The sequence below is a fragment of the Prauserella marina genome, assembly GCF_002240355.1.
Classification (GTDB): Bacteria; Actinomycetota; Actinomycetes; order Mycobacteriales; family Pseudonocardiaceae; genus Prauserella_A; species Prauserella_A marina.
Genome location: NZ_CP016353.1, coordinates 2,515,825 through 2,530,794, shown reverse-complemented (window position 1 = coordinate 2,530,794; position 14,970 = coordinate 2,515,825). Strand labels below are relative to the sequence as shown.

Genomic DNA, 14,970 nt, shown 5'->3' with positions numbered 1-14,970 from the left:
CCGGTCTTCGCCGCACCGTCCACACCGGCACGATCCGGTTCTGGGAACGCCGCCCCTACAGTTTCGCGGCGCTGTTCGGCTGCGGCACGATGGCGATACTGCTGATCGTCGCGGCCGTGCTCAGCGCGTATGTGCTGAACGACTGAGCACGGCCGAAGCCGGTCTTCGCCGCACCGTCCACATCGGAGCGCCGCCTCCGTCGCCCTCCTCGGCACATCCACCCGACTGGGTCACGACTTGGTCTCGCCATTGGCAAAAATAGATTTTTATGTAAAAATCGATCCATGCAAGAGGTGCTGTACCTGGACCGGCTCGAACAAGCCGAAGCGCTGCTCAAGCCGCAACGGATCGAGATCTTGCGGGCACTTGCTCTGCCGAGCACGTGCAACGAGGTGGCGACAAAGCTCGGCCAAACACCGCAGCGCGTCAACTACCACGTGAAGCGACTACTGGAACACGGCCTTGTCCGGCAGATCGCCGAGCGCAAGGTCCGCAACGTGTACGAAGGCATCTACCAAGCGATGGCCCGTTCGTACTGGCTCTCACCGCAACTCGTCGGCAGGGTTGGCGACCGGCAGTCGACCGGCCTGCTGTCACTGGGGCATCTTCTCGACCTCGCCGAGGAGATACAGCGAGACGTCGCGGCCATCGACACTACGGAATCCGACCTGCCTTCGCTGGGGGTCGCGGGACAGATCTACCTCAGTCCCGAACAACGTCCGGCGTTCCTCGCGGAATTACAGGACACCTTGCAGGATCTCTTCACTCGCTACGGCGGCAGTACGGGAGACCGGTTCAAGCTCGCTGTCGCCTGCTATCCCACGGGAAAGGAACAATCATCATGACCGAGCCACTGACCCTCAAGGCCCGCACGACCGCCACTCCTGAGCAGGTCTTTCAGGCACTCACCACGGTCGAGGGCATCACCACCTGGCTCGCCGACAAGGCGAACGTCGAATTGCCGGTGCGCTACGAATTCTGGGGGTCATCCGTTCCCGAAGGGGACGCGCCCCACCAGAGACTCGTGAGCGCGACCGGCAATTCCCTGCACTTCACCTGGCTGCTCGACGGCGAGGAGACGACGACCGGCATCGAGGTCGGTTCGGAGGACGGCGACACCACGATCACGCTGACCCAGAGCCACTTCGACTTCAACGACGTACTCACCGGTGCCAGCATCAGGGGCGTGCTCCAGACCTTCTGGGCGCTGGCGCTGGCCAACCTCGTCGACCACGTCGAAGGCCGCGAGATCACCGCACGGCCTGACTTCACCCGCACCGACTTCAGCACGACGGTGACGATCGACGCCTCCGCCGAGGAGGTGTTCGATTCGCTCATCAGCTCGGAGAAGGTCTCGGCCTGGTTCGGGTTCCCGTTCGAGATCGAGCCCTACGTCGACGGCCGCTATGCGATGGGCGGGTTCGACAACGCCCCGCACCCCGCCAAGATCGTGGACCTGGTGCCTGGCGAGCGGCTGAGCGTCGACTGGGGCCCGAGCGGTGTCGCCACCTGGGAACTGGAGGGCACCGGCGGCAAGACCCGGCTGACGATGATGAACAGCGGATTCGACACCACCAACCCGCCCTACGCCGGCTGGATCGGCAACCTCTCCGGTCTCGCCGAACTGCGTCGCTTCCACGACATCGCCGACTGGCGGCCCATCTGGATCGAGTCCTGACCCACCGCGACATCCGGCGCGACACCGAAAGGCACCACGGCGCAGGCGGGTTTCCGTCCTGCGCCGTGTTGCGTCGCCGTCCACCGCCGCCCGCCGACGGCGTCGAGATCCGCACTCGGGACGGCGAGATGCGCACCCAGGACGGCGAGATGCGCGCTCGGGACAGCGAGATGCACGTCGTAGTAGTGGCGGCCCGCCGGGTGTCCGAACGCAGCACTCGCGCGCCCGAGTGCGGAACTCGGCAACCTGAGTGCGGAACTCGCGCGCCCGAACGCGGAACTCGCCGAGATCAGGAACGTGGCTTACGGCTCAGGAAGTCGTCGGCGATCTCGTCGAAGGTCACCCAGCGGACCCCTTCGTGACCGCTGATGTGCTCGATGAGCCGTTCGTGCATGAGCAGGCTCTGCGGCCGTCCCGACACATCGGGGTGCACGGTCATCGTGAACACGGCGTAGTCGTGCTCGCGGTAGACCCAGTCGAACTGGTCGCGCCAGAGCAGTTCCAGATCACGCGGGTTGACGAATCCGTGGCTGTTCGGGCTCGACTTGATGAACATCATCGGGGGAAGGTCGTCGAGATACCACGAAGCGGGGATCTCGACGAGATCGGTTTCGGTGCCCTTGACGAACGGTTTCATCCAGTCCCCGGCAGGCTTGTCGTAGTCGATCCTCGTCCAGGAATCGCCGACGCGCACGTAGTAGGGTTCGAAGTCCCTGTGCATCAGCGAGTGGTCGTACTTGATACCGCGTTCGAGCAGTAGTTCGTTGGTGACCGGCGAAAACTCCCACCACGGCGCGACGTATCCCGTCGGCCGCTTACCCGTCCTCGTGCTGACGAGGTCGATGCAGTGGTCGAGAATCGCCGACTCCTGCTCACGGTTCATCGCGATCGGGTTCTCATGGCTGTAGCCATGCACGCCGATCTCGTGTCCGGCAGCGACACACGCGTCGAACTCATCGGGAAAACTCTCGATCGAGTGGCCAGGCCAGAACCATGTCGTCCGCAATTCCTTGCGGCGGAACAACTCCAGCATCCTGGGGACGCCGACCTCGCCCGCGAACACGCCTCGGGAGATGTCGCACGGCGAGTCCTCCCCGCCGTAGGAACCCAGCCAGCCACCAACGGCATCGACATCGACGCCGTATGCCACGAGGATTTCCTTCGCCATCGGACAATCCTTTCCCTCGATTTCGTGGTGGAGATCAGCGCTCACCCCGCGGCGGCTCCCACCCCGCGCAGCCACCGCAGACAATGCGTGCGTACCCGGTCCGGTTCGCTTTCCACCGCCAGCGTCGCGGCGAGCAGCAACCGGGCCTGCCACGGGGACAAATCTCCAGCCATCACCGCGCCCGCCTCGGCGAGCGCGGCGCCGCCCTCGGCGTAGAGCCCCGCGACGGGACCCTCACCGGTACGGGAGGTGACGAGAACGGGCATCCCGTCGGCGAGCAGCCGAAGGCAGGCCCTCGTGGTGGCCGGGGTGGCGTTGCCCGCGCCGAACCCGGCGAGGACGAGGCCACGCGCTCCGAGCGACGCGGCCGCCTCGACGGCGCCCGCGTCGGCACCGAGGTACTGGGCGATCACGTCCACCCTCGGCAGGTCGGTGAGCCCCGGTGGCAGGAACGGTGCCATCGGGGATACGGCGTGCGCGCGCACGCCCAGTTCGTCGACGTGCCCGATGGGACCTCGGCCTGGCGCGGCGAACGCGGCGAGTTCCAGACTGCGCACCTTGCGCACGCCGACGGCGGGAAGGACCTGATCGGCGAAGACGACGGTCACGCCGGTACCGGCCGCCTCGGGCGCGGCGGCCCAGCGCAGCGCGGCGGCGACGTTGCGGGGCCCGTCGGTAGCAGGGTCGTCGAAGGGGCGCTGCGCGCCGGTCAGCACGACCGGTGTCTGCCCCTCGTGGGCGAGCGCCAGCAGGAAGGCGGTCTCCTCGAGGGTGTCCGTCCCGTGCGTGATCACGATCCCCTCCGCGCCGTCGGAACTCGCCTGCCTGACCGTGTCGGCGAGTGTCAGCACGTCGGGCACCGTCGCGGCGAAACTGACGATCGACTGAGCATCGCGTGGCTCAACCCGCAGGTCACCGAGGTCCCATACGCGCTCGGCCGCATGCAGCAGGTCGGCGGCGCCTGCCTCGACCCTGCGGCCCCCCGAGCGGGAGCGGGTGGCGACGGTGCCGCCGGTGGCCAGCAGTACGAGATGACGCACGAGTCCTCCGCTATCGATTTCGAAAACGATTTCGTCGGATGATGCGGTGGATCGGAACCGGCGTCAACCCTGGAAACGAGACCGGGCCGAACTCAGGCGCGTCCCGGCCCCGGCCGGCCGATAGGCCAGAATGCACGCACGACCACCCGGTCGTGGCACTTCGAGGGGGTGAACGGCGATGTCCGACGGCACGCCCGAACCGGATTGCGCGCTCCGCGATTCCGGACCCGCACGTCCCGTGACGCTGGCCGACATCGCGCGGACCGCCGGGGTACACGTCACCACCGTTTCCCGGGCTTTGCGCGGCAGCGACGACATCGGGCGCGCAACAGCCGAACGCATCCGTTCCGTCGCCAAACAACTCGGCTACCTGCCCAATCCCGCCGCCGCGAGCCTGCGAACCGGCCGGTCCAGGCTGCTCGGCGTCGTCGTCCCCCGCCTCACCGACGTCGTGCTCGCCACCATCTACGAGGGTATCGAGCAGGGTTCCGCCGAAGGCGGATACCAGACGCTGGTCGCCAACAGCTGGGACGAGCCGGATACCCAGAAGCTGCGCGCCGACACACTGCTGGCGGCGAGGGTGGACGGGCTCATCCTCGGCGACGCCCGCACCGACAGCGGCCTGGTCGGCGACCTGATCAGCCGCGGTACGAAAGTGGTACTCACCAGCAGGTCACTACCCGGTGCCGTCTCGGTCACCGGCGACGACCGGCTCGGGGGACGTCTCGCGGGCGAGCATCTGATCTCGCTGGGACACACCGACATGGCCGTCATCGCGGGCGAGCGCTACGCCTCCACCGGCATCGAGCGCACCGGAGGTTTCCTCGACGCCTGCGCGCACGCCGGCATCGAGATCCCCGAGTCGCGCATCGTGCCGAGCCGGTTCGACGTGGAGGGCGGCAAGGAAGGGGCGCGGCGGCTGCTCGACGTCGGCCCGCCACCGACCGCGATCTTCGTGGTCAACGACTTCGCGGCCATCGGGGCGATGGGGGCCGTGCGCGACAAGGGCATGCTGGTCGGCACCGACGTGGCGATCGTCGGCTACAACGATCTTCCCGTCGCGGCGGCGTTGCCGGTCGCACTGAGCACGGTGCGCTCCCCGATGCGAGAGATGGGCCGGCTCGCCGCGCGCACGCTGGTGCGCATGGTCGAAGGCGCCGAAGGCGAGTCGGTACTGTTGCCGCCGACGTTCCAGGCGCGAGCCTCAAGCCTCGGAACGACGTGAACAATCCACTGTGGACGTTCAGGTGAGCGCGGTGACCACGTACTCGGTGGCGTCCGCGATGAGCTTCTGGTCGTAGTCGGAGTCGGGGTCGGCTTTGCTGGACATGATGGCGATGACGAGCGGCTCGCCGGATGGCGGCCACCCGATGCCGATGTCGTTCATCGTGCCGTAGCTTCCAGTTCCGGTCTTGTCGGCGACCGTCCAGCCCTCGGGGACTCCGGCTCTGATGCGCTCGTCGCCGGTGGTGTTGCGCTCCAGCAGGTCGCGGAGGAACCCGCGCTTGTCCTCCGGCAACACGTCGCCGAGCACGATCCCCTGATAGTCGGTGCCGATCGCCCTCGGCGAGGTCGTGTCCCTCGGATCACCCGGCTTCGCCTCGGTGAGTTCCGGCTCCGGCCGGTCCATCCTGGTGACCTCGTCGCCGATCTCTCTGAGGAACGCCGTGAATTCACCGGGGCCGCCGAGGTCGCGCACGAGCAGGTTGCCCGCCGTGCCGTCGCTGTAGCGCACGGCGGCGTCACAGAGTTGGCCGATCGTCATCCCGCTCGCCACGTGCTCGCGAGTGACGAAGGAACTGGACAGCAAGTCCGCTTCGGTGAAAGTCAGCACGGTGTCCACATGCGACGATGGATTGCGCTGAAGCACGGCCGCGGCGGCGAGCCCCTTGAACGTCGAGCAGAACGCGAACCGCTCGTCGGCCCTGTGCTCGACGACGGCGCCGGATCCGGTCGCCAGCGCGTACACGCCGAGCCGCGCGCCGTAGTCCCGTTCCAGTTCGTGAAGCCGGTCGTGCCGTTGCGGCCGGGTGGGTTTTTCCGATGACTCCGGCGACGATACGGGAGCCGGAGCGCGCCCGGCGGCGGTATCGGTACCAGCGCTACAGGCGGCCAGCGGCAACGCGACGGCGGCGCCGAGCACCGCCCTGCGCGTGATACTCCCCCGCGACCCGGACACTGACGACGAACTCGGCATACCGTTCCCCCAGCTCACGGTCCACTATGGATCGACCTGGCACGCCTCGACCACGTCGCGCACCTCGCGCCAGCGGGTGTACAGCCGCGCGTACCGTTCCGAACGCGTGCCATCGGGTTCGATCTCGCGCAGTCTACCGATCAGCCGCGAGCGCGCCGTGTCGAGATCGGCTACGGCGGCGCAGCCCACCAGCGCGAGCGCCGCGGCGCCGAGCAACGTCACGTCGGGTTCGGGCGACAGCAGCACCGGGCGGTCGAATACGTCCGCCCGCAAACGGGCGACCTGCGCGCTGCGCACGGCTCCTCCCGCGAGCACGACCGGAAGCCGGCCGGAGGGGTCGAGCAGGTCGAGTCCCTCCCGCACGGTGAAGGCCGCCGCTTCTTGCGCGGCCCGCACGAGGTGAGCCGGCTCGTGTTCGGGCCGCTGCCCGAGGAGCGCGCCCCGGGAATCCCGGCGCCAGCGAGGAAACCGCGCGCCGGTCATGGTCGGCACCAGCAGCAGCCCTTCCGAGCCGGGCGGCACCGCGACGAGGCGATCGTCGGCAACGGTGCCGACGAGCCCGCGCCAGCGAGCAACGGCACCACCGGTGAGCCCGCTGGCTCCTCCCGCTACCAGCCTTTCTTCGAGCAGCGCGGGGTTCAGCACCGCTCCCTCCGGCGCCTCGGCGCCGGAGGGCAGCAGGCGTCCCATGACGTCGGTGGTACCGGCGACGTCGGCGATGACTCCCTCGCCGGTGCCGAGCAACAGCCCGATGCCGACGGAACCGTCGGGCCCTCCCGCCACGACGGGCAGCCCCTCCGGCAGTCCGGTCGCGGCGGCGGCCTCCGCGCTCAGCTCCGCGACGACCGAGGCCGGTTCCGTTTGCGGCGGCAGCACCGAGGTCGCGATGCCGAGCCGGTCGAGCACGGCCGTGTTCCACGTCCTTGCCCGCACGTCGGAGGCCAGCGTGTAGGCAGCGTCGACCGTGTCGGCCGCGAGCACCCCGGTCAACCTCGCCACCAGGAAGTCCTTGGGCGACAACACCGCGCGCACCGAGGAAGCCCTTTCCCGGTCGAGCCCGAGCAGATAGGCCAGCGCCCCTCCGGTCGGCGCGGGCCGCCCCGACGCGCGGAGGATGTCGCGCATCGTCGCCTCGCCGACGGCGGCGAGCGTTTCGGTTCCCCTCGCGTCGGCCCAGCCGCCACCGACGTCGACGGGTTCGAGGTCGGCGCCGACGGCGACGGTGCCGATGTGCGCGGCGATCGCGAGCGCCGAGGGCGCGGGCCCGCCGGCGACCCCGGCCAGCGCACCGGTCACCTCGCGATACAGCGCGGCGGCGTCGAAGGTCTCCCCGCCAACGCCGGAGGTTCGCCGGATGTGCGTGCTCGCGGCGACCGCTCCCCCTGCGTCGATCGAGACCGCCCTGACGGCCGACGTGCCGACGTCGACCGCGATGACATGTGTGCTCATTCGGCGTCGATCCGCAGCAGCAACGGAAACTCGGGCCGGGTCCAGCTCGTCGTGAACTCCACGACCTCGCCCGCACCGCCGTAGGTCGTCCGCCTGCTCTCCAGCACGGCGCCGCCCGGCTCCGCGTCGAGCAATTCGGCCTGCTCGCTCTCCAGCAGCGCCGCCGTCATCGACTGGTCGGCGTACCTGAGCTGAACCCCGTACCGCTCGCTGAGCGTCCGGTACAACGAGCCGCCGAGCAGCGGCTCGCGGCACAGCGACGGCGCGACGGCGTAGGGAACCCACGCGTCCTGTAGCGCCGCCGGTGTCCCTTCGATGAGCCGCACCCTGGTGATCCGGTTGACCGTGTCGCCCTCCTCGACACCGAAGACACCGGCGACCTCGGCGCTGGCCGCCGCCGTTTCCGACCGCACGATCCTGCTCGCCACGGCACCGTCGCTGCCCGCGAGTTCGTCGGCGAAGGAACGCAGCCGGTTCAGCCGCCTTCCCCGCTTGGCCAGGTCGCTGACGAAGGTGCCGCTGCCGTGCCTTCGCACGACGAACCGGTCCGTGTCGAGCAGGTCGAGGGCCTGGCGCACGGTCATCCTGCTGACGCCGTACTGCTTGGCGAGGTCGTTCTCCCCCGGCAACTGGGCGGCGGGCGCGAGCAGTCCCGCCTGTATCTGCGAGACGATGTCGTCGTAGATGACCCGGTACCTGGGTGCACGCGCCATGATCAGATCGCTCCCGATTCACGTAGCCGGATCAGGTCCTCGTTCGACAGTCCCAGAATCCCCGAGTACACGTACTCGTTGTCCTCGCCCACTCTAGGAGGCGCCTTGCGGACCGTCGGCGGGGTCTTCTCCATCTTGATCGGATTTCCCGGCATGCGGATCGTGCCCAGCTCGGGGTGCTCCGACTCGACGATCATGTCGCGGGCCTCGATCTGCGGTGACCGCGCGACCTCGGCCACCGATTCGACCTTGGCGTAGGGCACTCCGGCGTCCTCAAGCACCTCCGCGATGGCCCGCGTCGTGCGGGTGGCCGCCCACGCCCCGATCTCGCCTTCGAGGAAATCCTGGTGGGTCATCCTGCCCTCGACCGTGGCGAAGCGAGGATCGGCCGCGAGGTCGGGCCGCTCCATCACCTCGCACAGTTTCGGGAACAACGAGGCGGTGCCAGCCTGGATGTAGATCGGCCCGTCCGCGGCCTCGTACACGTTGACCGGTGCGGTCAGCAGGTCACGGGACCCGCTTCGCGGCATGTCGAGCCCGAGCATGAGCTGCGAGACGAGCCGGATGCCGAGCGCGGAGAACATCGTGTCGAACGAGGCGACGTCGACACACTGCCCCTCCCCTGTCCGCTCGCGGTGCAGGATCGCCATCAGCGCGCCGATCGCGCCCTGGTAGCCGGTGGTGTAATCGGCGATGTAGGTACCGCTGAGCGTCGGCTTTCCTTCCGGCTCCCCGGTCATGCTCATCAGGCCGGACGAGGCCTGCGAGATCGCGTCGAACAAAGCCCTGCGGGAATCCGGGCCGGTCTGGCCGAACCCGGAGATCGAGACGAGGATGATGTCCGGATTGAGCTGCTTCATGCGCTCGTAGCCGATGCCCATCTTCTCGATCGTGCCCGGCCGGTAGTTCTCGACGACGACGTCGGCCCACTCGATGAGCCGTTCCAGGATGCCGAGTGCTTCGGGGTGGCGCGTGTCGAGGCTCGCGTCGTACTTGTTCCGGTGGTACAGGAACATGTAGATGCTCTCGTCACGGTAATAGGGACCGTGGTGCCGGGAGTCCTCGCCGTCCGGCCGCTCGATCTTGACGACCTCCGCGCCGAAATCGGCAAGGATCTGCGCGCACAGCGGGCCCGCGATGAACCGGGAGAGGTCGAGTACCTTCACCCCGGCCAGCGGTGCCTGACCCTCTCGCGTCACCACGCTCACCCGTCCTTCCGCCGCGCGACGAACGAAGGAAACGTCCACGCGTTGACATCCCTGTCGATCGGTACGTCGATCACTGTGGGCCTGCCTCCGGCGAACGCCTCGGCGACACGCTGCCTGAGCGCGGAAAGGCTGGTGATCACCTCACCGTCGACACCCATCGCGCGGGCGGCCATGCCGTAGTCCGCCGCTCCGAAGTCGACACCGATCGTGCGACCGTCGAAATGCAGTTCCTGTTCCTGCCGGATGTTGCCGTAGCTGGAGTCGTTGAGCACGACGACGCACACGTTGCCGCCGACCCTGGCCAGTGTCTCCAGCTCGCCGAGGCTCATGCCGAGCGAACCGTCCCCGATGAGCGCGAGAACCGGCCTGGCGGGGTCGATCAGCGCGGCGGCGATCGCCGACGGCAGGGCGAATCCCATGTTCCCGAAACCGACCGGCTTGATGTAGCTGTAGGGAGTGCTGATCTCCCACAGGAACGACCACACACCCGGGTTTCCCGCGTCGGGGATGAGCAGGGTGTCCTCCGGCGTGACCTCGCGCAGCGAGCGCACGATGTCGGCCGGCGAGAGCGCGCCCCGCGCGTTCTGGTCGGCGACGTCGGAGCCCTGCCACCACACGGTGCGTGCCTTGGTCAGCGACGCGATCCACTCGGACCTTCCCAGCCGCGCCGCGTCCGCCTCGTCACCGACGGCGGTGACGAGATCGCGGGCGAAGGAACCGAGGTCGCTCACCACGCCCTGGGTGATCTCGGAGTAGTAGCGACCGATCATCGTGGGGTCGACGTCGACCTGAACGATCTCCGGCAGCTCGCGCCGCCAGCGCGTCGTGGACACCGCGTTGAGGCTGTTTCCCAGTGCCAGCACCAGATCGGCCTCGGCGAGCACGTCGCCGGAGAGCGTGGTCCCCATGCGGCTGGCCGCCCCGAACACCAGTGGATGCGTGGTCGGCACGGCTCCGATCCCGTTGAACGTCGTCACCACGGGGATGCCGAGCGCGTCGGCCAGCGCGAGCACGTCGTCGGCGGCCCGCGCCCTGTTGCCACCGTTGCCGAGCCAGATCACCGGCCGCCGCGCGGCGAGCACCCGTTCGGCGACGCCGGCCAGTGCCACCGGGTTCGCCGAGGGGCGTTCACTCACCCAGGCCCTGCTGGGGTGCACGGCGGGGACACTCGGCGGGTTCGCGATCTCGCCCTCGATGGTGTCGCGGGCGAAGTCGAGGTGGACGGGACCGGGATTGCCGGTGACCGCGTTGATGTAGGCCTCCTCCATGGCCTGCTTGAGCGAGGATGCGTGAGCCACCAGCCGCGAGTACTTGACGAGCGGCCTCATCAGCTCGACGTGATCGGCGTTCTGCGCGTCGTCTTTGTGGATGTTCTCGCCGTTGTTGTTGCAGGTGAGAACAAATCCGGGGCTGGAGTCGCGGTAGGCGCCGCCGACACCGGTGATCAGGTTGGTGGCGCCGGGACCGGTCGTGGAGATGCACGCGGCGGGTTTTCCGGTGAGCCTGCCGTAGGCGTCCATCATCACAGCGGCCGCGTTCTCGTGTCGCGTGTGGACGAGCTGGATGCCCGGTGTGTCGATGATCGCGTCGGTGATCGCGAGGGTCTGCCCTCCCACGACACCGAACACGTATTCGACGCCGAAGGAACGCAGCAGGTCGACGACGAGCTGGCCGCCGGTCTTGGGGGTACTCATGTACTGGATCCGCTTTCTGTGTGGTGTCCGACGGTCGTGGCGCGTGGTCAGGAGGGGGCGGGCTGGGCAGGTACCGTCACGGCCGCCCATCCGGCCGTCATGAGCCGGGCATCGGAATCGCGCCGCACCCAGATCTCCATGTCGACCCGGATGCCGTCCTCGGCGGGCGTCACCGCGGTGACGACGCCACGGGCGGTGAACGGTTCGAAGACGTCGAGCGGAGCGAGGAACTTGACCCGCAGCCAGCCTGAAGTGAGAAAGGACGGTCCTGATCGGAGGGTGAGCAATTCGGCGAGCACACCGAACTGTTGCTGCCCTTGCACGATCGGCACGCTCAGTCCGCCTGAGCGAGCGACGTCGATGTCGTTGTGGATGTTGCGGACGTACTCGCCGATCCTGCTGAACACCGCGGCCTGCTCGGCGGTGATCGTCTTGTGCAGTGGAGCCAGCGCGTCGCCAGGCGCGACGTCCTTGCCAAGGGTGTCCACCACCCTCGCCCCCTCGGGCACCTCACCGGTGACGCGGCGCGAGGGCTCGGCCGAACCCCTGCCGCCGACGGCGCCGGGGTTGGTCTTGAGGATCTCCACTCCCCTGTGCCGCACGATGCTCCGGCCGTCTTCGCCCGTGGCGCGCGCCTCCATGACGACGTAGCCCTCGCCCCTGCGTTCGTAGGCCTCGGTGTAGGTGCCCGCGAGCGTGACCACCTCGTCGAGCGAGACGGGGCTGTCGAACCACATCTGTTCTTCCGTGTGGTAGCCGACGACCTTGCTGCCCGCGTAGACGAGGGTGAACAACTGCACGAGGTCGTTGCCGAGCAGTCCGGCGTGCCCGACGCGCCCGCCGAACGGGCTTTGGCCGAAGTGCCACGGCGAATAGTCGTCGTGCGTGAACGCGTACCGCTTGATCTTGTGATCGTCCACGGTGACCCGCACGGTGCCGAGGTCTTCCGGTATCTCAAGGTTCTCGAACTCGGGCTCCTTGAGGCCCTTCTCCAGCTCGCTGATGTCCCCGGCCCTACGGGGATCGGTCAGGTCACGCCACGGCACCGGATTCTGGTTTCCCATCAGGATTTCTCCCCCTGAGCGTTCTCTTCGGTCTCCTCGCCGATGCGGTTCATGTCGGCCTTGTTGGTCTCCGGCGCCAGTGCCGCGCACACCAGACCGATGATCAGCGCCAGCACGGTGATCAGCGCGATCGGCCACGGATCGCCTCCGGTCGCGGCGAGCAGCGCCGTCGAGGCAAGCGGCCACAGTCCGATGAGGATGCTCGGAATCTGCGCCGACAGCGACAATCCGGTGTACCGGACCTTGGTGCCGAACAGTTCGGAGAAGAACGCGGGCTCCACCCCGTAGAGCGCGCCGACTCCGATCGCGTAGGCCGCGGCGTACACCACGTACATCAGCAGGATCGCGTCGGCATCGAGGATCCAGAAGAACGGGAAGGTGACGACGATCCCGACCAGTGAGCCGATGATGAACACCGTGCGGCGGCCGATCCGGTCGGACAACTTGCCGAAGAAGTAGTAGGTGTAGATGGCCAGTGCCGCTGCCACGGTGCTCGCCACGAGTACCTGGGTGCGGGGAATGTCGGTGTAGTTGGTGGCGAACGTCAGCCCGATGGTGAGGATGATGTAGCCGAAGACCGCCTCACCGAAGCGCATGCCCATCGCCAGCAGCAACGGCCGCTTGAACCGTTTGAGCAGTTCGGCGATCGGCATCTTCTCCTTGGCCTTGTCCTTGGCCGCCTGCTGCTCCAGCTTCTCCTGCGCGGCCTGGAACGTCGGTGTCTCGGTGAGCTTGAACCTGATGAAAAGGCCGACGACGATGAGGACGGCGCTGAGCAGGAAGGGAATCCGCCAGCCCCAGGAGAACAACTGTTCGTCGGGCAACATCGACACGAGCGCGAAAATGCTCGTCGAGAACACCAGGCCCACCGCGTTGCCGATTTGCGGGAAACTGCCGTAGGCACCGCGTTTGCCCGGTGGCGCGTACTCGACGGCCACCAGCGAGGCGCCGCCCCATTCGCCACCGACTCCGAAGCCCTGAACGAGCCGCAGCAACACCAGCAACACGGGAGCCCAGATTCCGATCTGCGCCGTCGTGGGCAGGAGTCCGATGAGGAAGGTGGAGACGCCCATCAGCATCAGGGTCGTGACGAGCGCGGCCTTACGGCCGAACTTGTCCCCGAAGTGACCGAAGACGATGCCGCCGAAGGGACGTGCGAAGAAGCCGACACCGAACACGGCGAAGGCGGAGAGGGTACCGATGATCGGGTCGTCCTCGTTGGGGAAGAACAACGGCCCGAAAACGAGTGCCGACGCGGTACCGAAGATGAAGTAGTCGTACCACTCGACGGCGGTGCCGACGAGACTTGCGATCGCGGCACGTTTGGCGAGTCGCGTACGTTCCTGTTCCGCGGCGGGTTCCGCGGTAACGGGTTCTGCCATGATGACTCCGATGACGTCATTGTCGATCTCGGTGAGGATCGGGTGAGCGGGTGGGAGCGGGAACGCGCGGTCAGATCAGCGGGACTGGACGATCCGTGGCCTGGTCGACCTGGGCGCTGGCCCAGCCGAGGGCGGTGCGGGTGCCGTCGGCCTTGTCGATCCAGACCTCAAGTTCGAGCCGGTCGCCATCCACCGCCGAGACGGCACCTCCAGCGGTCAGTTCGTCACCGACGAAGGCGGGGGCGACGAAGCGCAGGTCGAGTTCACCCGAGGTGAAGAAGCTGGCGCCGAACACGTCGACGAGGTTGGCGACGAGGAACCCGGTCTGCTGCTGGGCCTGCACGATCGTCCTTTCCAGACCCGAGGCCGCCGCATTGTCCTTGTGGGTGTGCACATTGGAGTACCCTCGACCGGCCCACGAGAACACCGACATCTGATCCTGGGTGAACGCAGTCGTCCTGGTGGGAATCGCGGCCCGCGCGCTCGCGTCGAGGCTCGCCCGCTTCAGCACGGGCAGTGACGGATCGACCGTACCGAGCACGGTACGTGACCGTTCGTCGTTCGCGGCCCTGCTCTTGCCGACGACCTCGCCGGCGACCGTGCGCATGATCTCCCTGCCGGTGTGACGGACCAGCAACCGGCCGTCGGCTCCTCTGGCCTCGGCTTCCAATACGACGTAGCCCTGGCCCCTGCGCTCGTACTTCTCGGTGTATCCGCCTTCGATGGTGACGGTCTCGCCGACCGGAATCGGGGAGTGGAACGTGAGGTGCTCGTGGGTGTGCAGCCCCTGCGCGGTGTTGCCGTCGTAGTTCTCGTAGAACAGGAACAGCAGGTCGTTGGCCAGTACCAGCGGGTGACCGACCGGACCGCCGAAGGGCGAGTCCTGGAAGTACCAGGAGCCGAAGTCGTCCTCGCTGTAGGCGTAGTCCAGTACCTTGCGCCGATCGACGGTCACGGTGACCGGCCCCATCGGCTCCGGAATCGTCACAAGCTCGAAGCGGGCCTCTTTCAACCGCGACGTCATTGTCACCTCCATGCCGCGCCCCTCAGGGCAAGTTGTATAGACGACTAGTCAGCACGGTAGGTTTCACCGAAGGGCTTTGTCAACCCGCCTCCGCGAAATCCGCACTCAGGCGAGCGAGATCCGCACTCAGACCGTCGAGGTCCGCACTCAGGAGCCCGAGATGCGCGTTCGGGCCTGCCGCCACCGGACAGGGACACCGTTAAGTCCACTATGGACATATGTCACGTGGCAGGGGTTCGCGCGATATTCGGTGGCATCGCGCGGCGGGCCGTCCGCGAAACGATTCCAAGGCGCCGACAGCCTGCTCGGGCGCGTCGTGTCGTCCTTCCTCGCAGCGGGCCGGTGTTTATGGG

14 protein-coding genes are annotated in these 14,970 nt (G+C 67.7%); 3 read left to right on the top strand and 11 right to left on the bottom strand.

Going from position 1 to position 14,970, the window contains the following annotated elements; all coding sequences use genetic code 11:
• Positions 1-55 precede the first annotated feature (55 nt).
• Positions 56-181: a hypothetical protein gene (locus BAY61_RS33780; RefSeq protein WP_256327927.1), complete on the bottom strand. Its 126-nt coding sequence runs from the start codon at positions 179-181 to the stop codon at positions 56-58.
• Between the two features lie 103 nt (positions 182-284).
• Between BAY61_RS33780 and BAY61_RS11735 the strand changes: the two genes are divergently transcribed.
• Both BAY61_RS11735 and BAY61_RS11730 read left to right on the top strand, forming a co-directional pair.
• Positions 285-845, top strand: a complete 561-nt coding sequence (locus tag BAY61_RS11735; RefSeq protein WP_091797016.1) for a winged helix-turn-helix domain-containing protein — start codon at positions 285-287, stop codon at positions 843-845.
• Positions 842-1,678 carry an SRPBCC family protein gene (locus tag BAY61_RS11730; protein WP_091797014.1) on the top strand — a complete coding sequence of 279 codons (837 nt, stop codon included), beginning with the start codon at positions 842-844 and terminating at the stop codon, positions 1,676-1,678. The genes BAY61_RS11735 and BAY61_RS11730 overlap by 4 nt, the downstream gene beginning before the upstream one ends.
• A 289-nt stretch (positions 1,679-1,967) precedes the next feature.
• On the opposite strand, the gene BAY61_RS11725 is transcribed toward BAY61_RS11730, so the two are convergent.
• Both BAY61_RS11725 and BAY61_RS11720 read right to left on the bottom strand, forming a co-directional pair.
• A complete protein-coding gene (locus BAY61_RS11725; protein WP_091797012.1) occupies positions 1,968-2,846 on the bottom strand; it encodes a polysaccharide deacetylase family protein in 879 nt (292 codons plus the stop codon).
• 41 nt (positions 2,847-2,887) lie between these two features.
• Positions 2,888-3,886: an asparaginase gene (locus tag BAY61_RS11720; RefSeq protein ID WP_091797010.1), complete on the bottom strand. Its 999-nt coding sequence runs from the start codon at positions 3,884-3,886 to the stop codon at positions 2,888-2,890.
• A 178-nt stretch (positions 3,887-4,064) separates the two neighbouring features.
• On the opposite strand from BAY61_RS11720, the gene BAY61_RS11715 reads away from it, so the two are divergent.
• On the top strand, positions 4,065-5,111 hold the full coding sequence (locus BAY61_RS11715; RefSeq protein WP_091797008.1) for a LacI family DNA-binding transcriptional regulator: 1,047 nt from the start codon (positions 4,065-4,067) through the stop codon (positions 5,109-5,111).
• A gap of 18 nt (positions 5,112-5,129) precedes the next feature.
• On the opposite strand, the gene bla is transcribed toward BAY61_RS11715, so the two are convergent.
• The 8 genes from bla to BAY61_RS11675 form a co-directional block, all read right to left on the bottom strand.
• A complete protein-coding gene (gene bla, locus BAY61_RS11710; RefSeq protein ID WP_176879537.1) occupies positions 5,130-6,083 on the bottom strand; it encodes a class A beta-lactamase in 954 nt (317 codons plus the stop codon).
• Positions 6,084-6,107: 24 nt separating this feature from the next.
• A complete protein-coding gene (locus tag BAY61_RS11705; RefSeq protein WP_091797004.1) occupies positions 6,108-7,532 on the bottom strand; it encodes a xylulokinase in 1,425 nt (474 codons plus the stop codon).
• Positions 7,529-8,245, bottom strand: coding sequence for a GntR family transcriptional regulator (locus tag BAY61_RS11700; protein WP_091797002.1), 717 nt, complete (start codon positions 8,243-8,245; stop codon positions 7,529-7,531). The genes BAY61_RS11705 and BAY61_RS11700 overlap by 4 nt, the downstream gene beginning before the upstream one ends.
• Before the next feature lie 2 nt (positions 8,246-8,247).
• On the bottom strand, positions 8,248-9,447 hold the full coding sequence (locus BAY61_RS11695; RefSeq protein WP_211323441.1) for a CaiB/BaiF CoA transferase family protein: 1,200 nt from the start codon (positions 9,445-9,447) through the stop codon (positions 8,248-8,250).
• Between the two features lie 2 nt (positions 9,448-9,449).
• Positions 9,450-11,147, bottom strand: coding sequence for a thiamine pyrophosphate-binding protein (locus BAY61_RS11690; RefSeq protein WP_091797000.1), 1,698 nt, complete (start codon positions 11,145-11,147; stop codon positions 9,450-9,452).
• A gap of 47 nt (positions 11,148-11,194) precedes the next feature.
• Entirely contained in the window at positions 11,195-12,211 is a 1,017-nt protein-coding gene (locus tag BAY61_RS11685; RefSeq protein ID WP_091796998.1) for a hotdog family protein, read from the bottom strand.
• The gene (locus BAY61_RS11680; protein WP_091796996.1) at positions 12,211-13,593 is read right to left on the bottom strand and encodes an MFS transporter; all 1,383 of its coding nucleotides are present in this window, start codon (positions 13,591-13,593) and stop codon (positions 12,211-12,213) included. The genes BAY61_RS11685 and BAY61_RS11680 overlap by 1 nt, the downstream gene beginning before the upstream one ends.
• Before the next feature lie 70 nt (positions 13,594-13,663).
• A complete protein-coding gene (locus BAY61_RS11675) occupies positions 13,664-14,617 on the bottom strand; it encodes a hotdog family protein (protein ID WP_091796994.1) in 954 nt (317 codons plus the stop codon).
• Positions 14,618-14,970: the final 353 nt, after the last annotated feature.

Bases quoted from the DNA above. Each gene is read 5' to 3' on its own strand.
- BAY61_RS11675 (WP_091796994.1), bottom strand. From the start codon at position 14,617: ATGACGTCGCGGTTGAAAGAGGCCCGCTTCGAGCTTGTGACGATTCCG.
- BAY61_RS11680 (WP_091796996.1), bottom strand. From the start codon at position 13,593: ATGGCAGAACCCGTTACCGCGGAACCCGCCGCGGAACAGGAACGTACG.
- BAY61_RS11725 (WP_091797012.1), bottom strand. From the start codon at position 2,846: ATGGCGAAGGAAATCCTCGTGGCATACGGCGTCGATGTCGATGCCGTT.
- BAY61_RS11685 (WP_091796998.1), bottom strand. From the start codon at position 12,211: ATGGGAAACCAGAATCCGGTGCCGTGGCGTGACCTGACCGATCCCCGT.
- BAY61_RS11705 (WP_091797004.1), bottom strand. From the start codon at position 7,532: ATGAGCACACATGTCATCGCGGTCGACGTCGGCACGTCGGCCGTCAGG.
- BAY61_RS11700 (WP_091797002.1), bottom strand. From the start codon at position 8,245: ATGGCGCGTGCACCCAGGTACCGGGTCATCTACGACGACATCGTCTCG.
- bla (WP_176879537.1), bottom strand. From the start codon at position 6,083: ATGCCGAGTTCGTCGTCAGTGTCCGGGTCGCGGGGGAGTATCACGCGC.
- BAY61_RS11690 (WP_091797000.1), bottom strand. From the start codon at position 11,147: ATGAGTACCCCCAAGACCGGCGGCCAGCTCGTCGTCGACCTGCTGCGT.
- BAY61_RS11730 (WP_091797014.1), top strand. From the start codon at position 842: ATGACCGAGCCACTGACCCTCAAGGCCCGCACGACCGCCACTCCTGAG.
- BAY61_RS11715 (WP_091797008.1), top strand. From the start codon at position 4,065: ATGTCCGACGGCACGCCCGAACCGGATTGCGCGCTCCGCGATTCCGGA.
- BAY61_RS11735 (WP_091797016.1), top strand. From the start codon at position 285: ATGCAAGAGGTGCTGTACCTGGACCGGCTCGAACAAGCCGAAGCGCTG.